23 protein-coding genes and 3 pseudogenes are annotated in these 25,535 nt (G+C 72.9%); 22 read left to right on the plus strand and 4 right to left on the minus strand.

What is annotated here, in order from left to right:
* The first annotated feature begins 72 nt into the window (after positions 1–72).
* The 6 genes from rplQ (at position 73) to glmM (ending at position 6,007) form a co-directional block, all read left to right on the plus strand.
* A complete protein-coding gene (gene rplQ / locus E6W39_RS25830; RefSeq protein ID WP_141635552.1) occupies positions 73–558 on the plus strand; it encodes a 50S ribosomal protein L17 in 486 nt (161 codons plus the stop codon).
* An 88-nt stretch (positions 559–646) separates the two neighbouring features.
* Entirely contained in the window at positions 647–1,549 is a 903-nt protein-coding gene (gene truA, locus E6W39_RS25835; RefSeq protein WP_101381402.1) for a tRNA pseudouridine(38-40) synthase TruA, read from the plus strand.
* 43 nt (positions 1,550–1,592) lie between these two features.
* Complete coding sequence (locus E6W39_RS25840; protein ID WP_141635553.1) at positions 1,593–3,251, plus strand: ABC-F family ATP-binding cassette domain-containing protein; 1,659 nt, start codon at positions 1,593–1,595, stop codon at positions 3,249–3,251.
* 210 nt (positions 3,252–3,461) lie between these two features.
* Positions 3,462–3,905, plus strand: a complete 444-nt coding sequence (gene rplM, locus E6W39_RS25845) for a 50S ribosomal protein L13 (protein ID WP_101381404.1) — start codon at positions 3,462–3,464, stop codon at positions 3,903–3,905.
* Between the two features lie 42 nt (positions 3,906–3,947).
* Entirely contained in the window at positions 3,948–4,460 is a 513-nt protein-coding gene (gene rpsI, locus E6W39_RS25850; protein WP_141635554.1) for a 30S ribosomal protein S9, read from the plus strand.
* Positions 4,461–4,639: 179 nt separating this feature from the next.
* Complete coding sequence (glmM, locus tag E6W39_RS25855; RefSeq protein ID WP_141635555.1) at positions 4,640–6,007, plus strand: phosphoglucosamine mutase; 1,368 nt, start codon at positions 4,640–4,642, stop codon at positions 6,005–6,007.
* A gap of 42 nt (positions 6,008–6,049) precedes the next feature.
* On the opposite strand, the gene coaA is transcribed toward glmM, so the two are convergent.
* Entirely contained in the window at positions 6,050–7,048 is a 999-nt protein-coding gene (coaA, locus tag E6W39_RS25860; protein ID WP_141635556.1) for a type I pantothenate kinase, read from the minus strand.
* A gap of 121 nt (positions 7,049–7,169) precedes the next feature.
* Here coaA and glmS point away from each other — a divergent pair, with 121 nt between their 5' ends.
* The 6 genes and pseudogenes from glmS (at position 7,170) to tsaE (ending at position 13,904) form a co-directional block, all read left to right on the plus strand.
* Complete coding sequence (glmS, locus tag E6W39_RS25865) at positions 7,170–9,026, plus strand: glutamine--fructose-6-phosphate transaminase (isomerizing) (RefSeq protein WP_141635557.1); 1,857 nt, start codon at positions 7,170–7,172, stop codon at positions 9,024–9,026.
* A 24-nt stretch (positions 9,027–9,050) separates the two neighbouring features.
* Positions 9,051–9,419 carry a holo-ACP synthase gene (locus E6W39_RS25870; protein ID WP_141635558.1) on the plus strand — a complete coding sequence of 123 codons (369 nt, stop codon included), beginning with the start codon at positions 9,051–9,053 and terminating at the stop codon, positions 9,417–9,419.
* A gap of 9 nt (positions 9,420–9,428) precedes the next feature.
* Positions 9,429–10,943 (plus strand): NAD(P)H-hydrate dehydratase, encoded by a 1,515-nt coding sequence (locus tag E6W39_RS25875; protein ID WP_141635559.1) that lies wholly within the window; start codon positions 9,429–9,431, stop codon positions 10,941–10,943.
* A gap of 5 nt (positions 10,944–10,948) precedes the next feature.
* Positions 10,949–12,133, plus strand: coding sequence for an alanine racemase (alr, locus tag E6W39_RS25880; RefSeq protein WP_141635560.1), 1,185 nt, complete (start codon positions 10,949–10,951; stop codon positions 12,131–12,133).
* Positions 12,134–12,140: 7 nt separating this feature from the next.
* A pseudogene (locus E6W39_RS25885) lies at positions 12,141–13,297 on the plus strand (alpha/beta fold hydrolase); the annotation flags it as partial.
* Between the two features lie 103 nt (positions 13,298–13,400).
* Positions 13,401–13,904 carry a tRNA (adenosine(37)-N6)-threonylcarbamoyltransferase complex ATPase subunit type 1 TsaE gene (gene tsaE / locus E6W39_RS25890; protein WP_141635562.1) on the plus strand — a complete coding sequence of 168 codons (504 nt, stop codon included), beginning with the start codon at positions 13,401–13,403 and terminating at the stop codon, positions 13,902–13,904.
* Positions 13,905–14,136: 232 nt separating this feature from the next.
* On the opposite strand, the gene E6W39_RS39705 is transcribed toward tsaE, so the two are convergent.
* A complete protein-coding gene (locus tag E6W39_RS39705) occupies positions 14,137–14,712 on the minus strand; it encodes a hypothetical protein (RefSeq protein ID WP_181799448.1) in 576 nt (191 codons plus the stop codon).
* 146 nt (positions 14,713–14,858) lie between these two features.
* Here E6W39_RS39705 and tsaB point away from each other — a divergent pair, with 146 nt between their 5' ends.
* The 5 genes from tsaB (at position 14,859) to E6W39_RS25925 (ending at position 18,536) form a co-directional block, all read left to right on the plus strand.
* The gene (gene tsaB / locus E6W39_RS25905) at positions 14,859–15,512 is read left to right on the plus strand and encodes a tRNA (adenosine(37)-N6)-threonylcarbamoyltransferase complex dimerization subunit type 1 TsaB (RefSeq protein ID WP_141635564.1); all 654 of its coding nucleotides are present in this window, start codon (positions 14,859–14,861) and stop codon (positions 15,510–15,512) included.
* Between the two features lie 227 nt (positions 15,513–15,739).
* The gene (gene rimI, locus E6W39_RS25910; RefSeq protein WP_228718359.1) at positions 15,740–16,234 is read left to right on the plus strand and encodes a ribosomal protein S18-alanine N-acetyltransferase; all 495 of its coding nucleotides are present in this window, start codon (positions 15,740–15,742) and stop codon (positions 16,232–16,234) included.
* Positions 16,227–17,321, plus strand: coding sequence for a tRNA (adenosine(37)-N6)-threonylcarbamoyltransferase complex transferase subunit TsaD (gene tsaD, locus E6W39_RS25915; protein ID WP_141635565.1), 1,095 nt, complete (start codon positions 16,227–16,229; stop codon positions 17,319–17,321). The genes rimI and tsaD overlap by 8 nt, the downstream gene beginning before the upstream one ends.
* A gap of 8 nt (positions 17,322–17,329) precedes the next feature.
* Complete coding sequence (locus E6W39_RS25920) at positions 17,330–17,596, plus strand: hypothetical protein (RefSeq protein WP_141635566.1); 267 nt, start codon at positions 17,330–17,332, stop codon at positions 17,594–17,596.
* Positions 17,597–17,621: 25 nt separating this feature from the next.
* Positions 17,622–18,536: a polysaccharide deacetylase family protein gene (locus E6W39_RS25925; protein ID WP_141635567.1), complete on the plus strand. Its 915-nt coding sequence runs from the start codon at positions 17,622–17,624 to the stop codon at positions 18,534–18,536.
* On the opposite strand, the pseudogene E6W39_RS25930 reads toward E6W39_RS25925, so the two are convergent.
* A pseudogene (locus tag E6W39_RS25930) lies at positions 18,533–19,709 on the minus strand (class I SAM-dependent methyltransferase). The gene E6W39_RS25925 and the pseudogene E6W39_RS25930 sit on opposite strands and share 4 nt — an antisense overlap.
* 230 nt (positions 19,710–19,939) lie before the next feature.
* Between E6W39_RS25930 and groES the strand changes: the two are divergent.
* The 3 genes from groES (at position 19,940) to E6W39_RS25945 (ending at position 23,123) form a co-directional block, all read left to right on the plus strand.
* On the plus strand, positions 19,940–20,245 hold the full coding sequence (gene groES, locus E6W39_RS25935; protein WP_101381417.1) for a co-chaperone GroES: 306 nt from the start codon (positions 19,940–19,942) through the stop codon (positions 20,243–20,245).
* 143 nt (positions 20,246–20,388) lie between these two features.
* On the plus strand, positions 20,389–22,017 hold the full coding sequence (gene groL / locus E6W39_RS25940; protein WP_141635568.1) for a chaperonin GroEL: 1,629 nt from the start codon (positions 20,389–20,391) through the stop codon (positions 22,015–22,017).
* Positions 22,018–22,127: 110 nt separating this feature from the next.
* A complete protein-coding gene (locus tag E6W39_RS25945) occupies positions 22,128–23,123 on the plus strand; it encodes a LysR family transcriptional regulator (protein WP_101381419.1) in 996 nt (331 codons plus the stop codon).
* 59 nt (positions 23,124–23,182) lie between these two features.
* Here the strand turns inward: E6W39_RS25945 and E6W39_RS25950 are convergent, their stop codons facing one another.
* Positions 23,183–23,497 (minus strand): WhiB family transcriptional regulator, encoded by a 315-nt coding sequence (locus tag E6W39_RS25950; RefSeq protein WP_101381420.1) that lies wholly within the window; start codon positions 23,495–23,497, stop codon positions 23,183–23,185.
* A 422-nt stretch (positions 23,498–23,919) separates the two neighbouring features.
* Between E6W39_RS25950 and E6W39_RS25955 the strand changes: the two genes are divergently transcribed.
* Both E6W39_RS25955 and shbA read left to right on the plus strand, forming a co-directional pair.
* The gene (locus E6W39_RS25955) at positions 23,920–24,531 is read left to right on the plus strand and encodes a response regulator transcription factor (protein WP_014136228.1); all 612 of its coding nucleotides are present in this window, start codon (positions 23,920–23,922) and stop codon (positions 24,529–24,531) included.
* Between the two features lie 246 nt (positions 24,532–24,777).
* A pseudogene (gene shbA / locus E6W39_RS25960) lies at positions 24,778–25,447 on the plus strand (RNA polymerase sigma factor ShbA).
* Positions 25,448–25,535: the final 88 nt, after the last annotated feature.

The following is a 25,535-nucleotide window of genomic DNA, read 5'->3' on the forward strand; positions in this document are numbered from 1 at the left end:
ACCGGCAACAGTGCCGGTGCGCCCGCTGCGGTACCTGATACGGCCGCAGTCGGAGATTCAAGGAGCGCACCCATGCCCCGTCCCACCAAGGGCGCCCGCCTCGGCGGCGGCCCGCACCACGAGCCGCTGCTGCTGGCCGGCCTGGCCCGCGAGCTGTTCCAGTACGGCCGCATCACCACCACCGAGGCCAAGGCCCGCCGCCTGCGCCCGCTGGCGGAGAAGCTGATCACCAAGGCCAAGAAGGGCGACCTGCACAACCGTCGCGTGGTCCGCAAGACCATCACCGACGTCGCCGTGCTGCACACCCTCTTCACCGAGATCGCGCCGCGCTACGAGAACCGCCCGGGTGGCTACACCCGCATCACCAAGATCGGTGGCCGCCGTGGCGACAACGCCCCGATGGCCGTGATCGAGCTGGTCGAGGCCCTCACCGTGGCCCAGACCGCGGTCGGCGAGGCCGAGGCCGCCACCAAGCGCGCCGCCAAGGACGCCGACGTTGCCCCCGAGGCCGCTGCCGAGGCTCCGGCCGACGCCGCCCCGGCGGACGAGCAGGCCTGACGCCCGCTCAACACGCAGCATCACGGGCCCGCTCTCACCGCTTCGGCGGGGGAGCGGGCCCGTTCCGTTTGTCCCGAGAGAGGTATGTGTGGTGAACGACTGCGCCGAGCCGGCCCCGCGCCAAGACGGCCCCGCCGAGGGGTACACCCGGCTCCGGCTGGACTTGTCCTACCAAGGGGCGGAGTTCTCCGGCTGGGCCCGGCAGCGCGGGCGGCGCACCGTGCAGGAGGAGATCGAGAGCGCCCTGCAGGTGGTCACCCGCAGCCGGGAGCTCTTCCCGCTCACCGTGGCCGGCCGCACCGACGCCGGGGTGCACGCCCGCGGCCAGGTGGCCCACGTCGACCTGCCCGACGAGCTCTGGGCGCTGCACGGCGAGAAGCTGCTGCGCCGGCTGGCCGGGCGGCTGCCGGCCGATGTGCGGATCTACCGGGTGGCCGAGGCGGCGGCGGGATTCGACGCGCGGTTCAGCGCGATCTGGCGGCGCTACGCCTACCGGGTGGCCGACCACCCGGGCGGGGTGGACCCGCTGCTGCGCGGCCATGTGCTCTGGCACGACCGCCCGCTGGACGTGGAGAAGATGAACGCCGCGGCCCGACTGCTGCTCGGCGAGCACGACTTCGCCGCCTACTGCAAGAAGCGGGAAGGCGCGACCACCATCCGGACCCTGCTGGAGCTGCACTGGGACCGGGTGCCGATGGACCCGTACGCGGCCCAGGAGGGCACCATGGCGGTGGCCACGGTGCGTGCCGACGCCTTCTGCCACAACATGGTGCGGGCCCTGGTCGGCGCGATGCTGCTGGTCGGGGACGGGCACCGGCCGGTGGAGTTCCCCGGCGAGGTGCTGGCCGGCGGGGTGCGCAACAGCGCGGTCAACGTGATCCGCCCGTACGGCCTGACCCTGGAGGAGGTCGGCTACCCGGCCGACGACCAGTTGGCCGAGCGCAGCCGCCAGGCCCGCCGGATGCGCACCCTGCCGGGCCAGGCTCCTTAATCCATTTGGGCGCTACCTGGCGGGCATAGGACAATTTCGACTCATGGGACACGTCGAGATTTCACACCTGGAGTACTACCTGCCGGATGGGCGGGTGCTGTTCGACGACGCGTCCTTCCGGGTCGGCGAGGGCTCCGCGGTCGCCCTGGTGGGAGCCAACGGGGCCGGTAAGACCACTCTGCTGCGCATGATCGCCGGGGATGTGCAGCCGCACGGCGGCAGCGTGACGGTCAGCGGCGGCCTGGGGGTGATGCGCCAGTTCGTCGGCACCACCGGGCGCGAGGACCAGGCGGCCTCGCCCGGTGCGCTGCCTGCCGACGCCTCGGTGCGGGACCTGCTGGTCTCGGTGGCGCCGGCCCGGATCGCCCAGGCGGCCCGGGCGGTGGACGCCGCGGAGCTGGCGATGCTGGCCCAGGACGACGAGAAGTCGCAGCTGGCCTACGCCCAGGCGCTCTCCGACTGGGCCGACGTCGGCGGCTACGACTTCGAGACCGACTGGGACGTCTGCACCATGGCGGCGCTCGGCATGCCGTTCGACCGCGCCCAGTTCCGCGGCCTCAACACGCTCTCCGGCGGCGAGCAGAAGCGGCTGGTGCTGGAGGCGCTGCTGCGCGGCCCCGACGAGGTGCTGCTGCTGGACGAGCCGGACAACTACCTGGACGTGCCCGGCAAGCGCTGGCTGGAGGAGGCGATCAAGGCCACCCCCAAGACGGTGCTCTACATCTCGCACGACCGGGAGCTGCTCTCCCGTACCGCCGACAAGATCATCAGCGTCGAGTCCGGCGCGGCCGGCTCCAGCGTCTGGGTGCACGGCGGCGGCTTCGACTCGTTCCACCAGGCCCGCCAGGACCGGTTCGCCCGGTTCGAGGAGCTCGGCCGGCGCTGGGACGAGGAGCACGCCAAGCTGAAGAAGCTGGTGCTGACGCTCCGCCAGGCGGCCTCGGTCAGCCATGACATGGCCTCCCGGTACGCCGCCGCGCAGACCCGGCTGAAGAAGTTCGAGGAGGCCGGCCGCCCGGAGGCCCCGCCGCGCGAGCAGAACATCACCATGCGGCTCAAGGGCGGGCGCACCGGCGTGCGGGCGCTGACCATCGAGCAGCTCGAACTGACGGGCCTCATGCAGCCGTTCGACCTGGAGGTCTTCTACGGCGAGCGGGTCGGCGTGCTGGGCTCCAACGGCTCCGGCAAGTCGCACTTCCTGCGGCTGCTGGCCGGCGACGAGACGGTGGCGCACACTGGCTCGTTCCGGCTCGGCGCGCGGGTGGTGCCCGGCCACTTCCGGCAGACCCACGCGCACCCGGAGCTGCTGGGCCGCACGGTCCGCTCGATCATCGAGGAGGAGCACGCGCTCAGCCGCGGCGCCGCGATGGGCGCGCTGCGCCGCTACGAGCTGGACCGGCAGGAGGAGCAGAAGTTCGAGTCGCTCTCCGGTGGTCAGCAGGCCCGGCTGATGATCCTCAAGCTGGAGCTGCAGGGCGTCACCGCGCTGCTGCTCGACGAGCCGACCGACAACCTCGACCTGGAGAGCGCCGAGGCGCTGCAGCAGGCGCTGGAGGCGTTCGACGGCACGGTGCTGTGCGTCAGCCACGACCGCTGGTTCGCCAAGACCTTCGACCGGTTCCTGGTGTTCGGCAGTGACGGGCGGGTCTACGAGTCGTCGGAGCCGGTCTGGGACGAGCGGCGGGTCGAGCGCGACCGGTGATCGTTTGGCGTCTTCACCGGCCGACCGGTATCGTGGGCCCTTGTTGTGCGTATTGGCTCGCTCCATCTCACGTGAGAGGTCGGTACGCCGGAGACACCATAGGCCGATGACCAGCGGCTCCTCTTGATTGCGTCCAAGCGGAACCAGGCTGATCCACTCGTACAGGTGCTCCTGTCAGGACTCACTCACTGAAAAGCAGAGGCTACGACCGTGCGTACGTACAGCCCCAAGCCCGGCGACGTCCAGCGTCAGTGGCACGTCATCGACGCGAACGACGTCGTGCTCGGCCGCCTGGCCTCCCAGGCCGCCAACCTCCTCCGGGGTAAGCACAAGGCGATCTACGCGCCGCACGTTGACACCGGTGACTTCGTCATCATCATCAACGCGGACAAGGTGCACCTGTCGGGTAACAAGAAGACCCAGAAGCTGGCGTACCGCCACAGCGGTTTCCCGGGCGGTCTCCGCTCGGTCCGCTACGACGACCTGCTGGCGAACAACCCGGAGAAGGCCGTCGAGAAGGCCATCAAGGGCATGATCCCCAAGAACAGCCTGGGCCGTCAGATGCTCTCGAAGCTCAAGGTCTACGCGGGCCCGGTGCACCCGCACGCTGCCCAGCAGCCGGTGCCGTTCGAGATCACCCAGGTCGCGCAGTAATTCCGGCCACAAGCCCTTAACTAAGAAAAGCTGAGGAACATCGTGGCCGAGAACGCTGCCATCGAGACCACCCTTGACGTCGACTTCGACGAGGAGCTCACCGAGTACACCTCCGAGGAGGAGACCTCGTACTCCACCGAGTCGCTCGCCGGCCGCTTCAGCGAGGCGATCCCCGGCGCCGGCCTCGGCCGTCGCAAGGAGGCGATCGCCCGCGTGCGCATCGTCCCCGGCACCGGCAAGTGGAAGATCAACGGTCGCACCCTTGAGGACTACTTCCCCAACAAGGTGCACCAGCAGACCGTGAACGAGCCCTTCAAGCTCCTTGAGCTGGACGGCCGTTACGACGTCATCGCCCGCATCGCGGGTGGCGGCGTCTCCGGTCAGGCCTACGCGCTGCGCCTCGGCGTGGCCCGTGCCCTGAACGAGGCCGACGTGGACAACAACCGCGGCGCCCTCAAGAAGGCCGGCTTCCTGACCCGCGACGCTCGCGCCGTCGAGCGCAAGAAGGCCGGTCTGAAGAAGGCCCGTAAGGCCCCGCAGTACAGCAAGCGCTAATCACGCCCCGGGGTGCGTACCGCCCTTGGTGCGCACCCCGCAGGTGGGACCTACGCCCCGGAGCACTCTGTGCTTCGGGGCGTTGTGCTCCCTGGACCGGTCAGGCGGCCAGGGACGAGCAATCCGGCGGTCGGCTTCCCCCTCGCACCGACCGTCGGCCTCCAGTGAAGGACGGGACTGTGGCACGACTCTTCGGAACCGACGGCGTACGCGGTGTGGCCAACGAAAGCCTGACCGCCGAACTGGCGCTCGGCCTCTCGATGGCCGCCGCGCACGTACTGGGCGATGCGGGCGGCTTCGGCGGCCGGCGTCCGGTCGCGGTGGTCGGCCGCGATCCGCGGGCCAGCGGCGAGTTCCTGGAGGCCGCGGTGATCGCCGGCCTGGCGGGCTCCGGCGTGGACGTGCTGCGGGTCGGCGTGCTGCCCACCCCCGCGGTGGCGTACCTGACCGGTGCGCTCGGCGCGGACTTCGGTGTGATGCTCTCCGCCAGCCACAACGCGATGCCGGACAACGGGATCAAGTTCCTGGCCCGCGGCGGCCACAAGCTGGACGACGCGGTCGAGGACGCCATCGAGGCCGACTACCGCAAGAACCAGGACGGCAGCCTGGCGCGGCCGCGTCCGACCGGTGCCGGGGTCGGCCGGGTGCACGAGTACACCGAGGGCTTCGACAAGTACGTCGCCCACCTGGTCGCGGTGCTGCCCAACCGGCTGGACGGCGTCCGGGTGGTCATCGACGGTGCGCACGGCGCGGCCGCCCGGGTGGCCCCGGAGGCGTTCGCCCGGGCCGGCGCCGAGGTGGTCTACACCCTGGGTGCCGAGCCGACCGGCCTGAACATCAACGACGGCGTCGGCTCCACCCACCTGGACGGGCTGCGCCACGCCATGCGCGAGCACCGGGCCGACCTCGGCATCGCGCTGGACGGCGACGCGGACCGCTGCCTGGCCGCCGACGCCGAGGGCAACGAGGTGGACGGCGACCAGATCATCGCGGTCCTGGCGCTGGCCATGCGCGAGGCCGGCACGCTGCGCGGCAACACCGCGGTCGGCACCGTGATGGCCAACCTGGGCTTCAAGCTGGCCATGGAGCGCGAGGGGATCGCCCTGGTCGAGACGGCGGTGGGGGACCGCTACGTGCTGGAGGCGATGAAGGAGCACGGCTACGCGCTGGGCGGCGAGCAGTCCGGCCATGTGATCCTGCTGGACCACGCGACCACCGGCGACGGCACCCTGACCGGCCTGATGCTGGGCGCCCGACTGGCCGCCACCAAGCGGACCCTGGCCGAGCTGGCGGCCGTGATGACCCGGCTGCCGCAGGTGCTGGTCAACGTCAAGGGCGTGGACAAGAGCCGGGTCGGCGCCTGCGCCGAGCTGTCGGCGGCGGTCGAGGCGGCCACCGCCGAGCTGGGCAGCACCGGCCGGGTGCTGCTGCGGCCGTCCGGCACCGAGCCGCTGGTGCGGGTGATGGTCGAGGCGGCCGATCAGGAGCAGGCCGGGGCGATCGCCGACCGGCTGGCGGCGGTCGTCCGGGAGCAGCTGGCGGTTTGACGGTGTGTCGGCCTGACCACCGGGGGTCAGGCCGACACGCTGTCAGAGCTTGCGCAGCAGCGCGCGGCGGACCTTGTGGTCGGGCCCCTTCTGCAGGATCAGGGTGGCCCGGCCGCGGGTGGGCAGCACGTTCTCCAGCAGGTTGGGCTTGTTGATGGTGCGCCAGACCTGGCGGCCGTACTCCATCGCCTCCTCCTCCGGCACTTCGGTGAACCGGCGGAAGTAGGAGTTGGGGTCCTGGAAGGCGGTGTCCCGGAGCTTCTTGAACCGGGACAGGTACCAGTTCTCGATGTCGTCGGTGCGGGCGTCGACGTAGATCGAGAAGTCGAAGTAGTCGGCCACCGCCAGCCGGGTGCGGCCGTCGGTGCCGGGCAGCGCGGGCTGCAGCACGTTGAGGCCCTCGACGATCAGGATGTCGGGGCGCTGCACGGTGAGCCGCTCGTCGGGCACGATGTCGTAGACCAGGTGCGAGTAGACCGGCGCGGTCACCTCCGCCTTGCCGGCCTTCACGTCGGCCACGAAGCGCATCAGGGCCCGGCGGTCGTAGGACTCCGGGAAGCCCTTGCGGGCCATCAGACCGCGCCGGCGCAGCTCGTCGTTGGGCAGCAGGAAGCCGTCGGTGGTGACCAGTTCGACCCGGGGGTGCTCGGGCCAGCGGGCCAGCAGCGCCTGCAGCAGGCGGGCGGTGGTGGACTTGCCGACCGCCACCGAGCCGGCCACGCCGATGATGAACGGGGTGCGGGTGCGCTCGGTGTCGGGGGTGTCCAGGAAGGTGCCCACGGCGCCGCGCAGTTCGTGGGTGGCGTGGATGTAGAGGTTCAGCAGCCGGGAGAGCGGCAGGTAGACGTCACGCACCTCGTCCAGGTCGAGTGCCGTACCCAGGCCGCGCAGCTGTTCCACCTCGTCGGCGGTGAGCGGCAGCGGTGTACGGTCGCGCAGGGCGCTCCACTCGGCCCGGGACAGGTCGACGTACGGTGACGGCGACGGGCCGGGCGCCGATTGGGCGCCCCGGGTACAGAGTTCGGTCAGCACATGCTCCATTGTGAGCCGTCCCGGCGGGGCTCGGACCTGTGGTGTCGGTCACCAGTGATGGCCCGGTGGCAGGCTGCCGGGCACCGGTCGACAAGCTGCGCCGGTTGGACCGGCCCTTATGCTGACACATATGTGCGGAATTGTTGGTTATGTGGGCTCGCAGAGCGCACTCGACGTTGTGATCGCCGGCCTGCAGCGCCTGGAGTACCGAGGGTACGACTCGGCGGGCGTGGCCGTTCAGGCGGCGGACTCCCAGGGGCAGTGGAGTCTCGCCACGGACAAGCGGGCCGGAAAGCTCGTCAACCTTGAGAAGTCGCTTGCCGAGAACCCCCTCCCCGGCGGCACCACCGGTATCGGGCACACCCGCTGGGCCACCCACGGCGGGCCCACGGATGCCAATGCCCACCCCCATCTGGACGACCACCGCCGGGTGGCCGTGGTCCACAACGGCATCATCGAGAACTTCGCCCAGCTGCGGGCCGAGCTGGCCGAGCGCGGCCACGAGCTGCGCTCCGAGACCGACACCGAGGTGGTCGCCCACCTGATCGGCGAGGCCTTCCAGGGCGACCTGGCCGAGGCGATGCGGATCGTCTGCCGCCAGCTGGACGGTGCCTTCACCCTGGTGGCGGTGCACGCCGACGCGCCCGGCGTGGTGGTCGGCGCCCGGCGCAACTCGCCGCTGGTGGTCGGCCGCGGAGACGGCGAGAACTTCCTGGCCTCGGATGTGGCGGCGTTCATCGCCCACACCCGGGAGGCCGTCGAGCTCGGCCAGGACCAGGTGGTGGAGCTGCGCGCCGACTCGGTGACCGTCACCGACTTCGACGGCGTGCCCGCCGAGGTCCGCGAGTACCACGTGGACTGGGACGCCTCGGCCGCCGAGAAGGGCGGCTACGACTACTTCATGCTCAAGGAGATCGCCGAGCAGCCCAAGGCGGTCGCGGACACCCTGCTGGGCCGGATCGGCACCGACGGCCGACTCACCCTGGACGAGGTGCGGATCCCCGACTCGGTGCTGCGCGAGATCGACAAGGTCGTCATCGTGGCCTGCGGCACCGCCTTCCACGCGGGCATGATCGCCAAGTACGCGATCGAGCACTGGACCCGGATCCCGTGCGAGGTCGAGGTGGCCTCCGAGTTCCGCTACCGGGACCCGATACTGAACGACCACACGCTGGTGATCGCCATCTCGCAGTCGGGCGAGACCATGGACACCCTGATGGCGCTGCGGCACGCCCGCGAGCAGGGCGCCCGGGTGCTGGCGATCTGCAACACCAACGGCTCCACCATCCCGCGCGAGTCCGACGCGGTGCTCTACACCCACGCCGGGCCCGAGGTGGCGGTGGCCTCCACCAAGGCCTTCCTGACCCAGCTGGTCGCCTGCTACCTGGTGGCGCTCTACCTGGGCCAGGTGCGCGGCACCAAGTGGGGCGACGAGATCTTCACCATCATCCGCGAGCTCGGCGACGCGCCGAAGCAGGTCGAGCAGGTGCTGGGGACCATGGAGCCGGTGCGCGAGCTGGCCCGCTCGCTGGCCGACGCCCGCTCGGTGCTCTTCCTCGGCCGGCACGTCGGCTTCCCGGTGGCGCTGGAGGGCGCGCTCAAGCTCAAGGAGCTGGCGTACATGCACGCCGAGGGCTTCGCGGCGGGCGAGCTCAAGCACGGGCCGATCGCGCTGATCGAGGAGGGGCTGCCGGTGGTGGTGGTCGTGCCGTCGCCGCGCGGGCGGTCGATCCTGCACGACAAGATCGTCTCCAACATCCAGGAGATCCGGGCCCGCGGCGCTCGGACCATCGTGATCGCCGAGGAGGGCGACGAGGCCGTGGTGCCGTACGCCGACCACCTGATCCGGATCCCGGCCACGCCCACCCTGCTGCAGCCGCTGGTCGCCACCGTGCCGCTGCAGGTCTTCGCCTGCGAGCTGGCCACCGCCAAGGGCCACGAGGTGGACCAGCCGCGCAACCTGGCGAAGTCCGTGACGGTGGAGTAGGAGCGGCCCAGTACTGTGGGTCGGGTGATCATCGCAGTGGGCATCGACGTGGCGGGCATCGACCGCTTCGCCGCCTCGATGGCCCGGACCCCGGCCCTGCTGGACAAGCTCTTCACCCCGGCCGAGCGGGTGCTGCCTTCGGGCGCACCTCGCTCGGCCGAGTCGTTGGCGGCCCGGTTCGCGGCCAAGGAGGCGCTGGCCAAGGTGCTGGGCGCACCGCCGGGTCTGGAGTGGCACGACGCCGAGGTGCGTACCGAGCCGTCGGGCCGGCCGACTCTGCACGTCAGCGGCACGGTGGCGGCGAGGGCCGCCGAGCTCGGGGTGCGCTCCTGGCACCTGTCGCTCAGCCACGACGCGGGTGTGGCCACTGCGATGGTGGTGGCCGAGGGGTAGCGTCAGCCCATGCGCCACGCTCACACCGTCGAAGAGGTCCGGGCCGCCGAGGCCGCCCTGGCCGGGCAGCCGCTGATGGACCGCGCCGTGGCCGGCCTGGCCGCCACCTGCGCGCGGCTGCTGCGCGAGCGGCGCGGCCGGGTCTACGGCAGCCGGGTGCTGGTGCTGGCCGGCAGCGGCGACAACGGCGGCGACGCGCTCTTCGCCGGCGCCGCGCTGGCCCGCCGCGGTGCCGCCGTCAGCGCGGTGCTGCTCTCACCCGAACGGGCCCATCCGGGCGGCTTGGCGGCCTTGCGCGCGACGGGCGGTCAGGTGACCGTGGATCAGAACGTCGGCCTGGCCGACTTCTCGCGCGCGGACCTGATCCTGGACGGCATCGTCGGCATCGGCGGCCGCGGTGGGCTGCGCCCGGCCGCCGCGCCGTACGCCAGTGCGGCGCGGCGCGGGCTGCTGGTCGCCGTGGACCTGCCCAGCGGGGTGGACGCGGACACCGGCGAGGTGCCCGGCGCCGCGCTGCGAGCCGACCTCACCGTCACCTTCGGCACCTACAAGCCCGGCCTGCTGATCGACCCGGGCGCCGGCCACGCCGGTCCGGTGCAGCTGGTGCCGATCGGGCTGCGCCCGCCGACCGCCGCCGTCCAGGCGCCGCAGCACGCCGACCTGGCCGCACTGCTGCCCCGCCCGGACCGCGAGAGCGACAAGTACCGGCGCGGCGTGGTCGGCGTGCTGGCCGGCTCCGAGCGCTACCCGGGCGCCGCGCTGCTCGCGGTGGCCGGCGCGCTGCACGGCGGCGCGGGCGCGGTGCGCTACCTCGGCCGGCCCGCCGAAGAGGTGGTGCGCCGCCACCCCGAGGTGCTGCTGACCAGCGGCCGGGTGCAGTCCTGGGTGGTCGGCCCCGGCTCCGGCGAGGACACCCCCGACGCCTTGGAGATCGCGCTGGCCGCCGAGGTGCCGGTGCTGGTGGACGCCGACGGGCTGACCGAACTGGCCCGCCGCGGCCCCGGCGCGCTGGCCGGCCGCACCGCGCCCACCCTGCTCACCCCGCACGCCGGCGAGGCGGCCCGGCTGCTGGGCGGCGAGGTGACGGCCGACCAGGTGGCCGCCGCCCGGCTGCGGTACGCCCGCGAGCTGGCCGCCCGCTACGGGGCCGTGGTGCTGCTCAAGGGCTCCAGCACCGTGGTCGCCCGGCCGGACGGCGCCGTCCGGGTGAACCCGACCGGCACCGGCTGGCTGGCCACCGCCGGCAGCGGCGATGTGCTGGCCGGCCTGGCAGGCGCGCTGCTGGCCGCCGGCCTGCCGCCGTTCGACGCCGCCCCCGCCGCGGCCTATCTGCACGGCCTGGCCGGGCGGCTGGCCGCCGCCGGGAACCGGGCGCCGGGCAGCGGCGTCATCGGCACTGTGAGTGACCGGGGCGAGGCCCCCATCACCGCGCAGGAGGTGGCCGCGGCCCTGCCCGCGGCCTGGCGCGATGTGACCGCGTCGCAGGGGGGCCACCAGCAGGCGAGCACAGGTCTGGGAGACTGACCGTGATGACAACTGCGAACACGACCGGGACCACCATGCTCGCCGAGGGAGTGCGCGCCGAGGCGGCGATCGACCTCGCCGCGCTGAACAGCAACCTCGCCGCCCTGCGCGAGCGGACGCCGAGCGCCGACCTGATGGCCGTGGTGAAGGCCGACGGCTACGGCCACGGCGCGCTGCCGTGCGCCCTGGAGGCGCTGGCCGCCGGCGTGCGCTGGATCGGCACCGCCACCCCGGACGAGGCACTGGCACTGCGGGCCGCCGGCATCGGCCCCGAGCAGGCCCGGATCCTCTGCTGGCTGTGGACGCCGGGCGGCCCCTGGGCCCGGGCACTGCGCGACCGGCTGGACATCTCGATCAGCGGCCAGTGGGCGCTGGACGAGCTGCTCGCCGCCGTCCGGGAGACCGGTGTGCCGGCCAGGGTCCACCTCAAGGCCGACACCGGCCTGGGCCGCAACGGCTGCCAGCCGCGCGACTGGCCCGACCTGGTGGACGCCGCGCGGCGCGCCGAGGCGGCCGGCGAACTGCGGGTGGTCGGCATCTGGTCGCACTTCGCCTGCGCCGACGAGCCCGGCCACCCCTCCATCCAGGCCCAGCTGGACGCCTTCGCGGTCGCGCTGGCCTACGCCGAGCGGGCCGGCCTGCGCCCCGAGGTGCGGCACATCGCCAACTCGCCGGCCACCCTGCTGCTGCCCGGCTCGCACTACGACCTGGTCCGCACCGGCCTGGCGATGTACGGCGTGTCGCCAGTCCCCGAGGTCGGCACCCCGGCCGACTTCGGGCTGCGTCCGGTGATGTCGCTCAGCGCCCGGCTGGCGCTGGTCAAGCAGCTGCCCGGCGGGCACGGCGTCAGCTACGGCCACAAATACATCACCCCGGGTGAGACCACCGTCGGCCTGGTCCCGCTCGGCTACGCCGACGGCATCCCGCGGCACGCCAGCAGCGCCGGGCCGGTGCAGATCGCCGGCAAGTGGTACACCGTGGCCGGCCGGGTCGCGATGGACCAGTTCGTGGTGGACCTGGGCGGCGACACCCCCGCGGTCGGCGAGGAGGTGCTGCTGTTCGGCAACGGCGAGCGCGGCGAGCCGACCGCCGAGGACTGGGCCCGGGCCAGCGACACCATCGCCTACGAGATCGTCACCCGGATCGGAGCCCGGGTGCCGAGGCGCTACTTCGGCGCCAGCCACGGGTGAGCCGCGGATGACCGAGGGCGGCGGTGGCAACGGGGTCGGCCGGGCCGGACTGATCGGCCTCGGCGTGCTGGCCGCCGGTGCCGCCGCGGGCGTCGCCATCGAGCGGCTCACCCTGGGCCGGGCCCGGCGGCGGGCCCGCCAAGAGCTGGACGCCGCCGCCCCGTTCGGGTCGCTGCGCGGCCGGCCGCGCAAGGTGGCCGCCGCCGACGGCACCGCGCTGTACGTCGAGGTGGACGAGCCCGACGAGGTCGTCCCCGGGGCGCCGACCGTGGTCTTCTGCCACGGCTACTGCCTCAACCAGGACAGCTTCCACTTCCAGCGGGCGGCGCTGCGCGGCGGTCTGCGGCTGGTCTTCTGGGACCAGCGCAGCCACGGCCGCTCCGACCGCTCCCGCTCCTACCTCGACGGCATGCCGGCCACCATCGACCAGCTCGGCGGCGACCTCAAGACGGTGCTCGACACGGTGGTGCCGACCGGGCCGATCGTCCTGGTCGGCCACTCGATGGGCGGCATGACCGTGATGGCGCTGGCCGAGCAGCACCCCGAACTGTTCGCCCCCTCGGACCACGGCGGTCGGGTGGTGGCCGTGGCGCTGATCGGCACCACGGCGGGGGACTGGGACTCCATCGACCTGGGCCTGAGCTCGGCCGGGATGAAGGTCTGGCGGCGGGTCGGGCCCGGCGTGGTGAAGCTGCTGGGCAGTCAGGTCGGGGTGGTGGAGGCCACCCGGCGGGCCGGGGCCGACATCGCGGCGGTCTTCTACCGCCGGTTCTCGTTCGGCAACGGCGGCAAGGACGTGGACCCGGGCATCGCGCGGTTCGCCGAGCAGCTGCTGGACAGCACGCCGATCGACGTGGTCGCCGAGTTCTACCCGGTGTTCAGCGCGCACGACAAGGCCGGGGCGCTGGCCGCCCTGCCCCCGCTGCCGGTGCTGGTGCTGGCCGGCACCGACGACCTGCTGACACCCGCCTCGCACAGCGCGGCGATCGCCCGGACGCTGCCCGGCGCCGAGCTGGAGCTGCTGCCGGGAGCCGGCCACCTGGTGCTGCTGGAGCGCTCGGACGAGGTGGACCGGCAGCTGGCGCGGCTGCTGCGCCGCACCGGCCTGCCGCTGCCGGAGCAGGTGCGGGAGCTGGCGGCGGATCAACCCTGAGCGGCCCCGGGCCGGGCCCGGGGCCCGCACGGAACGACCGCTCGGTGCGCTCGCGGCAGTGGATGTGGCACCGTTGGCTGGCAGGCCACCGACCACACGCAGACAAGAGGAACCATGGGCGCGCACGCCACCATCACCGTCCCGTCGGCCGAGCGGATGACCGCCCTCGGGCGGCGGCTGGCCGCCCTGCTGCGCCCCGGGGACCTGGTGCTGCTCTCCGGGGAGCTGGGCGCCGGCAAGACCACCCTCACCCGCGGACTGGGCGAGGGCCTCGGCGTGCGCGGGGCGGTGACCTCGCCGACCTTCGTGATCGCCCGGGTGCACCCCTCGGTGGTCGGCGGGCCGGCCCTGGTCCACGTCGACGCCTACCGGCTCGGCGGCGGGCTGGACGAGATGGAGGACCTCGACCTGGACGTCTCGCTGCCCGAGTCGGTGGTCGTGGTCGAGTGGGGCGAGGGCCGGGTCGAGGGGCTGTCCGAGAGCCGGCTGGAGGTGCGGATCGAGCGGGCCCTGGGCGGGGACGCGGCCCAGGCCGACGACGCCGATCCGCGGGTGCTCGCGCTGACCGGGTTCGGCCCGCGCTGGGACGGCGTCGACCTGTCGGTGGCGCTGGACTGAACCGGTTGCCGACAGGTTGTCGGCATGGTGTTGCGGCCCGGCTCACCGCCATGATGGGATGGGTCCCGCAGTTAGGTGAACCTAACTAGGGAGTCGCGATGACCAGCAGCCCCACCGAGCAGCCCGGTCGGTCCACCGGGACACCGGTACCGATGAGCCGGTTGCTGTCCTCCTGTGCCGCCGCCGCGGCCGTCTGCACCCCGCCCGCGCCCGCCGACCAGGCCCCCGATGATCAGGGCAGCACCAGGACCCGGGTGCCGATCCCCGCGAAGTCCCAGAGCGCCTGACCGTCCTGCCGGGTGGAGCGGATGCCGCCCGTCCTGGCGTTGGGGACGGCGGCCGGCGTGCCGCCGTCCACGGCCGCGCTGAAGCCGAAGACCGTGCCGCCGTGCTCGCCGAACCGGACCACGTGCTCCACCGGGCGGCCGTCGCTGCCATGGGTGGCGGCCGACCGGGACGAGACCGTGTAGCTGCCCGGCGCCGGGTTCACCGAACCGGGCTCCACCAGGAACGCCGCCACCAGCTGCGGATCCTTCTTCGGATCGACCAGCCAGACCTGCTTGGCGCCGATCGAGTACACCACCCGGCGGGTGCCGCCGACCGCGGCCGCCGGGGGCAGCGGCTGCAGGGTGGGAGTGGGGGAGGTGCTGGGGGAGGGGGAGGGTGCGGTCGTGGTCGCCGTGGCGCTCGGCTCGGCGGCAGCGGCGGTGCGGGCGGTGCCCTCGGCCTGCACGGCGAGCACGGTGACCAGCGCGAGCGCGGCCAGGGTCAGGGCGGCGACCGTGACCGCAGGACCTGTCTTCGCCACCGTGGGCTCCCGTCTTCGCGAAGGACCGTCCCTATCGTGCCAGGCCCCTATCGTGCCAGGTTGGGGCGGCGGCCCGGGGCAGCCGCGAACGTGTGTTCCGTACTAGTACGAATAGCTCACTCCGCGAACCCTCTAACCTTGGATCCGTGCTGCTGCTCGCGTTCGACACCGCTACCCCCGCCGTCACCGCCGCCGTCCACGACGGCACGGCCGTCCTGGCGCAGACCTACCAGGTCGACGCCCGACGGCACGGCGAACTGCTGCTGCCCGCGATCGGCCGGGTGCTGGCCGAGGCCGGCGTGGACAAGCGGGAGCTGACCGCGATCGCGGTCGGCGTCGGCCCCGGCCCGTACACCGGCCTGCGGGTCGGCCTGGTCACCGCCGCCGCGCTCGGCCATGCGCTCGACCTGCCCGTGCACGGCGTCTGCTCCCTGGACGCGATCGCCCACCAGGCCCGCACCGAGGGGCTGACCGGTCCGTTCACCGCCGCCACCGACGCCCGGCGCAAGGAGGTCTACTGGGCCGACTACGACTCCGAGGGCCGCCGGACCGCCGGCCCCGCGGTGGACCGGCCCGGCGACCTGGCGGTGCGCGAGGTCTCGGTGGGCGCGGGCGCACTGCTCTACCCCGAGGCCTTCCCAGGCGCCCGCGGCCCCGAGCACCTGTCGGCCGGCGCGCTGGCCGACTTCGCGGTCACCGAGCTGGCCGCCGGCCGCGAGCTGCTGCCGAACGCCCCGCTCTACCTGCGCCGCCCGGACGCCCAGGTGCCGGCCGGCTACAAGGCGGTGCTGCCGCAGTGACCGAGCGGAGCGAGGTCACCATTGAGACGTGCGCGTGGGCGAATGCCCCCGCCGAGCTCTGCGAGGCGGGCGCGTGAGCGAGCGGAGCGAGGTCACCATCGAGAGGTGCGCGTGGGCGAATGTCCCCGCCGAGCTCTGCGAGGCGGGCGCGTGAGCGAGCGGAGCGAGGTCACCATCGAGAGGTGCGCGTGGGCGAATGTCCCCGCCGAGCTCTGCGAGGCGGGCGCATGAGCCGTCTCGCGCTGCGCCCGATGCGCTGGTGGGACATCGAGCCGGTGATGGAACTGGAACTCCAGCTCTTCCCCGAGGACGCGTGGTCGCGCGGCATGTACTGGTCCGAGTTGGCCGAGGCCCACCCCGGCGGCAGCCGGCACTACACGGTGGCCGTCACCGAGGACGGCGCCATCGCCGGGTACGCCGGCCTGATGGCGATCGGCGACGAGAGCGACGTGCAGACCATCGCCGTGGCCGACCAGCACCAGGGCCGCGGCCTGGGCGCGCTGCTGCTCACCGACCTGATCACCGAGTCGGCGCGGCGCGGCTGCGCCGAACTGCTGCTGGAGGTGCGGGTGGACAACGCCCGCGCCCAAGGGCTGTACGAGCGCCACGGCTTCGTGCCGGTCGGCATCCGGCGCGGCTACTACCAGCCCGCCAACGTCGACGCGCTGGTGATGCGCCTCGACCACCAGACGACGAACCACACCGAGGAAGACCATGGCTGACGAACCGCTCGTCCTGGGCATCGAGACCTCCTGCGACGAGACCGGCGTCGGCATCGTGCGCGGCACCACGCTGCTCGCCGACGCGGTGGCCTCCAGCGTCAACGACCACGCCCGGTTCGGCGGCGTGGTCCCGGAGATCGCCAGCCGGGCGCACCTTGAGGCGATGGTCCCGACCATCCAGCGGGCCCTGGACACCGCCGGGATCAAGGCGAGCGACCTGGACGGGATCGCGGTCACCGCCGGGCCCGGCCTGGCCGGCGCCCTGCTGGTCGGCGTCTCGGCGGCCAAGGCCTACGCCTGGGCGCTGGACAAGCCGCTGTACGGGGTCAACCACCTCGCCTCGCACATCTGCGTGGACCAGCTGGAGCACGGCCGGCTGCCCGAGCCGACCATGGCGCTGCTGGTCTCCGGCGGGCACTCCTCGCTGCTGCTCACCGGTGACATCACCGCCGATGTGCGCCCGCTCGGCGCCACCATCGACGACGCGGCCGGCGAGGCCTTCGACAAGGTGGCCCGGGTGCTCGGCCTGGGCTTCCCCGGCGGCCCGGTGGTGGACCGCCGGGCCCGCGAGGGCGACCGCAAGGCGATCCACTTCCCGCGCGGCCTGAGCGGCCCCAAGGACCCGGAGTACGACTTCTCGTTCTCCGGCCTGAAGACCGCGGTGGCCCGCTGGGTGGAGGCCAAGCGGCGGGCCGGCGAGGAGGTGCCGATCGCGGACGTCGCGGCCTCCTTCCAGGAGGCGGTCACCGATGTGCTGACCCGCAAGGCGATCAAGGCCTGCAAGGACCACGACGTCGACCACCTGATGATCGGCGGCGGGGTGGCGGCCAACTCCCGGCTGCGCGCCCTGGCGGAGCAGCGCTGCGAGCGGGCCGGCATCCGGCTGCGGGTGCCGCGGCCCGGCCTGTGCACCGACAACGGGGCGATGGTGGCCGCGCTCGGCGCCGAGATGGTCTGGCGCAACCGGGAGCCCTCGGCGTTCGACCTCTCGGCGGACTCCTCGCTGCCGCTGACCGAGGTGTCGGTGCCGGCCCCGCAGCACACGGACGTGCACGGCGAGGCCTACCGGGCGCTCGGCCAGTCGTGAGGGCGGCGATGTGGGAGGCCCGCGCGGCCGACGGGCGCGGTGCCGAGCTGCTGGCGTGGGCCCGGGAGCGGGTGGTGCCGGCGCTGGCCGGGGCCGGCGCGGCCCGGACGGAGCTGTTCAGCGCGCCCGGGGAGAGGGTCCTGGTGATCAGCTGGTGGCCGGAGCGGGCCGAACCGGCCGAGGCCCCGCAGCCGCCGGACGGCCTGCTGGCGCGCCCGGTCCACCGCTGGGCGTTCCACAGCGAGTATGTAGTCTCGGCAGCATCCGACGACTGATCAGAAACCTGGGGAGCCCGGCGCCGTGAAGACGAACACCTGGAGTAGTGCGACGGCGGCCGCGGTGGGCGCACTGGCCCTGCTCGTCACGGTCAGCGGCTGCTCCGGCTCCAGCAGCAGCGGTGGCAGTGGCGGGTCCAACGCGGGCGCGGTGCCGCAGAGCGGCGCCCCCGCCGCCTCGCCGTCGGTCGAGGGCTCGCCGGCCGCCGCCTCGCCGAGCGCCGCCGGCGGCGCGGTGCCGGCCGCCGACTGGGCGAAGTGGAAGCTCCAGCCGCTCCCCGCGCGCCCGGCGGCGCCGGCCGACAAGCCGGTCAAGCTGACCAAGACCGGCCAGGTCCCGGTGATCAGCTCCATCCCCACCAGCGACAAGGTGGTCTTCGTGACCATCGACGACGGTGAGGAGAAGGACCCCAAGTTCATCGAGATGATGAACGACCTGAAGGTCCCGGTCACCATGTTCCTGATGGACGACGCCATCAAGAACGACTACGCCTACTTCAAGCCGCTGCAGGCCCTCGGCAACCACATCCAGAACCACACGCTGCACCACCCGGCGATGAGCACCAAGTCGGCCGAGGTGCAGAAGCAGGAGGTCTGCGGCGACCAGGGGGTGCTGACCAAGGAGTACGGCACCCCGCCGTTCCTGTTCCGCCCGCCCTACGGCGACGGCGCCAGCACCGCCAACCTCAACAACGCCGTCCAGCAGTGCGGTCCGCGCGCCATCGTGCTGTGGCACGAGACGATGCAGATCCACGACATGCAGTACCAGTCCGGGGACAAGAAGCTGCACGCCGGTGACATCATCCTCGCCCACTTCCGCGGCCCCAAGGACCTCAAGGGCGAGACCATGACCGACATGTTCGGCGAACTGCTGAGCCGCATCCAGGAGCAGGGCTTCGCCGTCGCGCGCCTGGAGGACTACATCCAGGCGCCGAGCTAGCCGGCGGCGGCCTCCTGCCCCAGCAGCATCGTCGGAGCCGTCCCGATCCTGGTGAGGATGACCACCGCGGAGTTCACTCCTTCGGGGCGGAGCTTCTTGCGCAGCTCGTCGGGTTCGACGGCGAAACCGCGCTTCTTGATCACCACCGTGCCCACCTGCCGCTCCCGCAGCAGCGCCTTGAGCTTCTTGACGCTGAACGGGAGCACGTCGGTGATGCGGTAGGGGGTGGCCCAGGGGTGGGGGTGAGGGTGTCGGAGGTCAGGTAGGCGATGTGGGGTCGAGCAGGGTGGCACCGCCCAGGGCGGCGGCCACCTCGGCGACCAGGTGGGCGCGGATCACCGCGCCGTCCGGTTCGTAGAGGTACTCGCGGACCGGGCCGGGGGCGGGGTCGGGGAGCCGGCCGCCGGTGAGGGTGCGGCGGCCGGGCAGCAGGCTGGCGCGGTGCGGCTCGGCGGCGCCGGTGCCGAACCAGAGCACCGCCTCCTTCACATCGCCGTGGTCGGAGACCCACTCGGCCTCGGCGTCCGCGGGCACCGCCTCGTGCGGGATGCCGGGGGCGACCTTGAGCGCGCCGAAGCGGGTGCTGCGGCCGGCCTCGACGGCCCAGGAGAGCGGCGGCGAGTAGGCCTCGGGGTCGAAGATCCGGCCCCGGGCGCCGCGCCGGGCCGGGTCGGTGAAGACCGCGTCGAAGCCGGCGGTGTCGGTCTCGGTGACGTCGGCGCAGCGCACCTCGATCCGGTCGGACAGGCCCAGGGCCGCTGCGTTGGCGGTGGCGACCGCGCAGGTGAGCGGGTCCCGGTCGACCGCCAGCACCGAGATCCCGGCCCGGGCCAGGGCGATCGCGTCGCCGCCGATGCCCCCGCACAGGTCGGCCAGCCGGGCCACGCCGAGGGCGGCGAAGCGGGCGGCCCGCCAGTCGGCGACCTCGCGCCTGGTCGCCTGTTCGACTCCGTTGGGCGTGAAGAACATCCGCTCGGCGTCGTCGCCGAACTTGGCGCGGGCGCGCTGCCGCAGCCGCTCCTGGCCGATCGCCGCCGACACCAGTTCGGCCGGGTGCGCGCGGCGCAGCCGGGTGGCCGCGGCCAGCTCGCCAGAGGGGGTCAACCCCCGTACCTCGTCGAGGAGTTGGCGGCCTTCGCCGGTCAGTAGGGCAGTGAAGATCTCGGTGTCCACTCCATGATTGTCCCGGCCCGCGCCGCGGCCTCGAATTCCGAGAAGTGGGCTGGGCGCGCCGTTGGCACTCTGGTTGACTGAGTGCTAACCGCGGCCTATGGTCGTTCCTGGCACTCTCCCCAGGGGGAGTGCTAACGCGACGGTACCGGTCTGACCCCCGCGACGGCAGTCCTGGACCTCGCCCCTCTGCCTGTTAGACAACCCCGTAATCTCCGAAGGGGAGCTCGGACGTGACCACCAGCAGCAAGGTTGCCATCAAGCCGCTTGAGGACCGCATCGTGGTCCAGCCGCTCGACGCCGAGACCACCACGGCCTCCGGCCTGGTTATCCCGGACACCGCCAAGGAGAAGCCCCAGGAGGGCGTCGTCCTGGCCACCGGCCCGGGCCGCTTCGAGGATGGCCAGCGCCTGCCGCTCGACGTCCAGGTCGGCGACGTCGTCCTGTACTCGAAGTACGGCGGCACCGAGGTGAAGTACCAGGGCCAGGAGTACCTCGTCCTCTCGGCCCGCGACGTTCTCGCCATCATCGAGAAGTAAGCGTCCCGGCGGACCCGCGGTCCGCCGAACCGGCCCCGCCCCGGATCCGTGTCCGCCAGTGACAGGGGCCCGGGGCGCGGCTGTTTGGCCTCACTGGCTTCACGCAACGTCACGTAACGCAGATATCCCGAGGAAACGGAATCATGGCGAAGATCCTGCAGTTCGACGAGGACGCCCGCCGCTCGCTGGAGCGCGGTGTCAACAAGCTTGCCGACACCGTCAAGGTGACCATCGGCCCCAAGGGCCGCAACGTCGTCATCGACAAGAAGTTCGGTGCCCCGACCATCACCAACGACGGTGTCACCATCGCCCGCGAGGTCGAGCTGGACGACCCGTACGAGAACCTTGGCGCGCAGCTGGTCAAGGAGGTCGCCACCAAGACCAACGACGTCGCGGGTGACGGCACCACCACCGCCACCGTGCTGGCCCAGGCGCTGGTCAACGAGGGTCTGCGCAACGTCGCCGCGGGTGCCGGCCCGGCCGCCCTGAAGAAGGGCATCGACAAGGCCGTCGCCGCCGTCTCCGAGCACCTGCTCTCGGTGGCCCGCGAGATCGAGGGCAAGGACGACGTGGCCGCGGTCGCCACCCTGTCCGCCCAGGACACGCAGGTCGGCGAGCTGATCGCCGAGGCGATCGACAAGGTCGGCAAGGACGGTGTGATCACCGTCGAGGAGTCCAACACCTTCGGCGTGGAGCTGGACTTCACCGAGGGCATGCAGTTCGACAAGGGCTACCTGTCGCCGTACTTCGTCACCGACCAGGAGCGCCAGGAGGCGGTCCTGGAGGACCCGTACATCCTGATCACCCAGGGCAAGATCTCCTCGATCCAGGAGCTGCTGCCGCTGCTGGAGAAGATCCTGCAGGCCGGCGCCTCCAAGCCGCTGCTGATCATCGCCGAGGACGTGGACGGCGAGGCGCTCTCCACCCTGGTGGTCAACAAGATCCGCGGCACCTTCAACGCGGTCGCCGTCAAGGCCCCGGGCTTCGGTGACCGCCGCAAGGCGATCCTCGGCGACCTGGCCACCCTGACCGGCGGCACCGTGATCTCCGAGGAGGTCGGCCTCAAGCTCGACCAGGCCGGCCTGGAGGTGCTCGGCACCGCCCGCCGGGTCACCATCACCAAGGACGAGACCACCATCGTCGACGGTGCCGGCGACACCGATGCCGTCGCGGGCCGGGTCGCCCAGATCAAGGCGGAGATCGCCAACACCGACTCCGACTGGGACCGCGAGAAGCTGCAGGAGCGCCTGGCCAAGCTGGCCGGCGGCGTCTGCGTCATCAAGGTCGGCGCCGCCACCGAGGTGGAGCTCAAGGAGCGCAAGCACCGCCTGGAGGACGCCATCTCCGCCACCCGCGCCGCGGTCGAGGAGGGCATCGTGGCCGGCGGTGGCGCCTCCCTGGTGCACGCCGCCAAGGTGCTGAACGACGGCCTGGGCCTGACCGGCGACGAGGCCACCGGTGTCGCCGTGGTCCGCAAGGCGCTGCACGAGCCGCTGCGCTGGATCGCCCAGAACGCCGGCCTGGAGGGCTACGTCATCACCTCCAAGGTCGCCGAGCTGGAGCTCGGCCAGGGCTTCAACGCCGCCACCGGCGAGTACGGCGACCTGGTGAAGGCCGGCGTCATCGACCCGGTCAAGGTCACCCGCTCCGCCCTGGAGAACGCCGCCTCCATCGCCTCCCTGCTGCTCACCACCGAGACCCTGGTGGTGGAGAAGAAGGAGGAGGAGGCCGAGGCCGGCCACTCGCACGGCGGCCACGGCCACTCGCACTGACGCCTCAGCAGTACGCCAGACGGCCCGGTCACCCCGCTTCGGCGGGGCGGCCGGGCCGTCCGCCGTTCGGCCCGGGACGGCAGTGGGCCCGGGGCGTCTACCCTGGGCGCATGATCGAGGCACGCCATCTGAGGGTTCTGCGCGCGGTGGCGCGCACCGGCTCGTTCTCCGCCGCGGCGCGGGAGCTCGGCTGCACCCAGCCGGCGGTCAGCCAGCAGATGAAGGCCCTGGAGAAGGCCGTCGAGCTGCCCCTGGTGGTGCGCTCGGGCCGCGGGATGCAGCTGAGCGAGGCCGGCGAGGTGCTGCTCAAGCACGCCTCCGGGATCCTGGCCGGGCTGAGCGCCGCCGAGCAGGAGGTGGCCGCGATCGCCGGGCTGCGGGCCGGCCGGGTCCGGCTGGTGTCCTTCCCGACCGCCAGCTCCACCCTGGTGCCGTCGGCCGTCGCCCGGCTGCGGGACGCCCATCCGGGGGTGCGCGTGTCGCTGGTGGAGGCCGAGCCGCCGGAGTCGCTGGCGATGCTGCGCGGCGGGGAGTGCGAGATCGCGCTGGCCTTCCGCTACCCGGACGGGGCGGCGCCGGCGGCCCCCGCGCACGGGGCCTCGCGGGCCGCCCGCGCCCAGGCGGTGCTGGCCGCGGCCGAGTCGGCGGCCGTCTCGGACTGGTCCGACCTGGTGGTGCGCCCGCTGCTTGACGACCCGTTGGTCGGCCTGCTGCCGCCCGGGCACCCGCTGGCCGAGCGGGACGGCGGGAGCCCGGTGGCGCTGGCGGAGCTGGCCGGGGAGCAGTGGATCGCGGGCTGCCCGCAGTGCCGCGGGCAGCTGGTGGAGCTCTGCGGACAGGCCGGGTTCGAGCCGCGGATCGACTTCGCCACCGACGACTATCCGGCGGTGGTCGGCCTGGTGGCGGCCGGGCTCGGGGTGGCGGTACTGCCGAGGCTGGCGCTGGCGGCGGTGCGGCCGGACGCCGTGGCGGCGGTGCCGGTGCACACCGCGGCGGGCGGCCCGGCCCGCCGCGAGGTGGTGGCGCTGACCCTGCCGGATCTGGCCGAGGTGCCGGCGGTCGCGCTCATGCTGGACCGGCTCGCCGGGGCGGCAGCCGACCGCTGAACCCGCGCGCGGCAGCTTGAGCCGCTTGCAGGAACGTTTCGCCGCTGACCGGCTGCCGCCTACGGACGGACGGCCAGCGGCACCTCGACCACCCGGTTGCGCGCCCGCCCCTGGAGTTCCTCGCGTTCGTCCTCGGTCAGCCCACCCCATACGCCGTACGGTTCACGGACCGCCAGTGCGTGCGCCGCGCATTCGGTGCGTACCGGGCAGCGCATGCACACCTCCTTGGCGCTCTGCTCCCGCGAACTGCGTGCGGCCCCGCGCTCGCCCTCGGGGTGGAAGAAGAGCGAACTGTCCACGCCGCGGCAGGCGGCGGAGAGCTGCCAGTCCCACAGGTCCGCGTTGGGACCGGGGAGTCGGGAGAAATCGGCCATGACTCATTCCCTTCGATGAGGGTTGCGTACGGCGAGGCTTCGGGGTGCCGGGCTGGACACCTGGAAATATGACTTACGGCCGTCTACGGGACAAGTCACCCACAGACCGGCACAACAGTCAATGATCGTACAAAAGCCATAAAAACGGACGAACCAGGCGAGGGAAATGTCGACCCGGCTGCGGCAATCGGGTGGCATCGCGCCTGGTAGCGCGCTGGGTTGTGCGCCCTTTGGCGGTGCTGAGCGCAAAAGAGCGGTGTCCAACCCGCGCTGCGGTCGATCCGTAATGGGTCGGCCACGTACAGTGGTGGAGATGGCCCTGAGGGCCGTAACTCATTCGAGTGACGGTCGTTGGAAGTGCGGAGAGTGTTCGTACCAGCCAGGAGGCTCAACGTGACGCGGATCAGCTGCGGAGGACGGTCATGACTTCCGTTCTCGTTTGCGACGATTCACCGCTTGCCCGGGAGGCGCTGCGGCGTGCCGTGGCGACCGTGCCGGGCGTCGACCGGGTGACCACGGCGACCAACGGTGAGGAGGTCCTCCGCCGCTGGGTGGCCGACCGTTCCGACCTCGTCCTGATGGATGTCCGGATGCCCGGCCTGGGCGGGGTGGAGACGGTCCGGCGGCTGCTGTCGGCCGACCCCGGGGCGCGCATCATCATGCTCACCGTCGCCGAGGATCTGGACGGGGTGGCCCTGGCGGTCGCCGCCGGCGCCCGCGGCTACCTGCACAAGGACGCCTCCCGGGCGGAGCTGCGGGCCACCGTGACCCAGGCGCTGGCCGACCCGACCTGGCGGCTGGCCCCGCGCCGGCTGCGCAGCCCCGACATGGGCGCCGCGCCGACCCTGACGGCCCGTGAGATCCAGGTGCTCGAGGGCATGAGCCACGGGCGGAGCAACGCGGAGATCGGCCGCGAGCTCTTCCTCTCCGAGGACACCGTCAAGACCCACGCCCGCCGCCTCTTCAAGAAGCTGGGGGCCTCCGACCGGGCGCACGCCGTGGCGCTGGGCTTCCGCTGGGGCCTGGTCCGCTGAGCGGTCGCCGAGCCGGGGCGCGCCCCTTCCTCCGTCGGCCGGAGCAAGGGGCGCGTCGGCTTCTCCGCGGGCGCGGCCTAGGCCCCACGGCTGTGGAGGCTGCACCATGGAGGGGTGGAACGCAATGGCGGCGGGAGCGGGGGTGGGTCGGTGACGGCGACGGACGACGCGGCTGCGGATAACGTTCCGGTGCACAACTCCGGACGCGGTGCGACGTTTCCCGGGACGACCAGGCACCATGGACCGATGCGTGACGACGAGCCCGGTGACAGCGGCGTGAGCGAGCAGCCACCGGCCGAGGCGGGCCCCCGGAGCACCGGGCGCGGCCGGCGCGAGGCTGCCGCCGGCACGTCGCCGCTGGTCGCCGAGCTGGTCGCGGCCGCGGTGCGCGGCGAGGGCCCGGCGACTGACGCGCTGTTGGCCTACGTCCATCCGCTGGTGCTGCGCTACTGCCGCGGTCGGCTGGTCCGACTGCCCGGCGGCGCCCGGCACCACGTGGACGACGTGGCCCAGGAGGTGTGCGTCGCGGTGCTCTGCGCCCTGCCCCGCTACCGGGACGAGGGCCGGCCGTTCGAGGCCTTCGTCTACTCCATCGCGGCGCACAAGATCGCCGACCTGCAGCGGGCCGCGATGCGCGGGCCCGGCTCCACCGTGATCCCGCCGGACGACCTGCCCGAGGTGCCGGACGAGGCGCTCGGCCCGAGGAGCGGGCGCTGCTGAGCAGTGACGCCGCCTGGATGCGCGAGCTGCTCTCCAACCTGCCGGCCCGTCAGCGCGAGCTGGTGCTGCTGCGGATCGCCGCCGGGCTGTCCGCCGAGGAGACCGGCGAGATGCTCGGCATGTCCCGGGGGCGGTGCGGGTGGCCCAGCACCGGGCGCTGAGCCGGCTGCGGGCGCTCGCGGAGGAGTCGGCGTAGCCGTGGGTGTGCGCTCCCTCACCCTTGTCAAGAGGGCGCGACCTGAGAACTTCTGAAGCCAGTACGATGGGGTATCGGCGCCTGGACA

Source organism: Kitasatospora acidiphila (genome assembly GCF_006636205.1).
GTDB lineage: Bacteria > Actinomycetota > Actinomycetes > Streptomycetales > Streptomycetaceae > Kitasatospora > Kitasatospora acidiphila.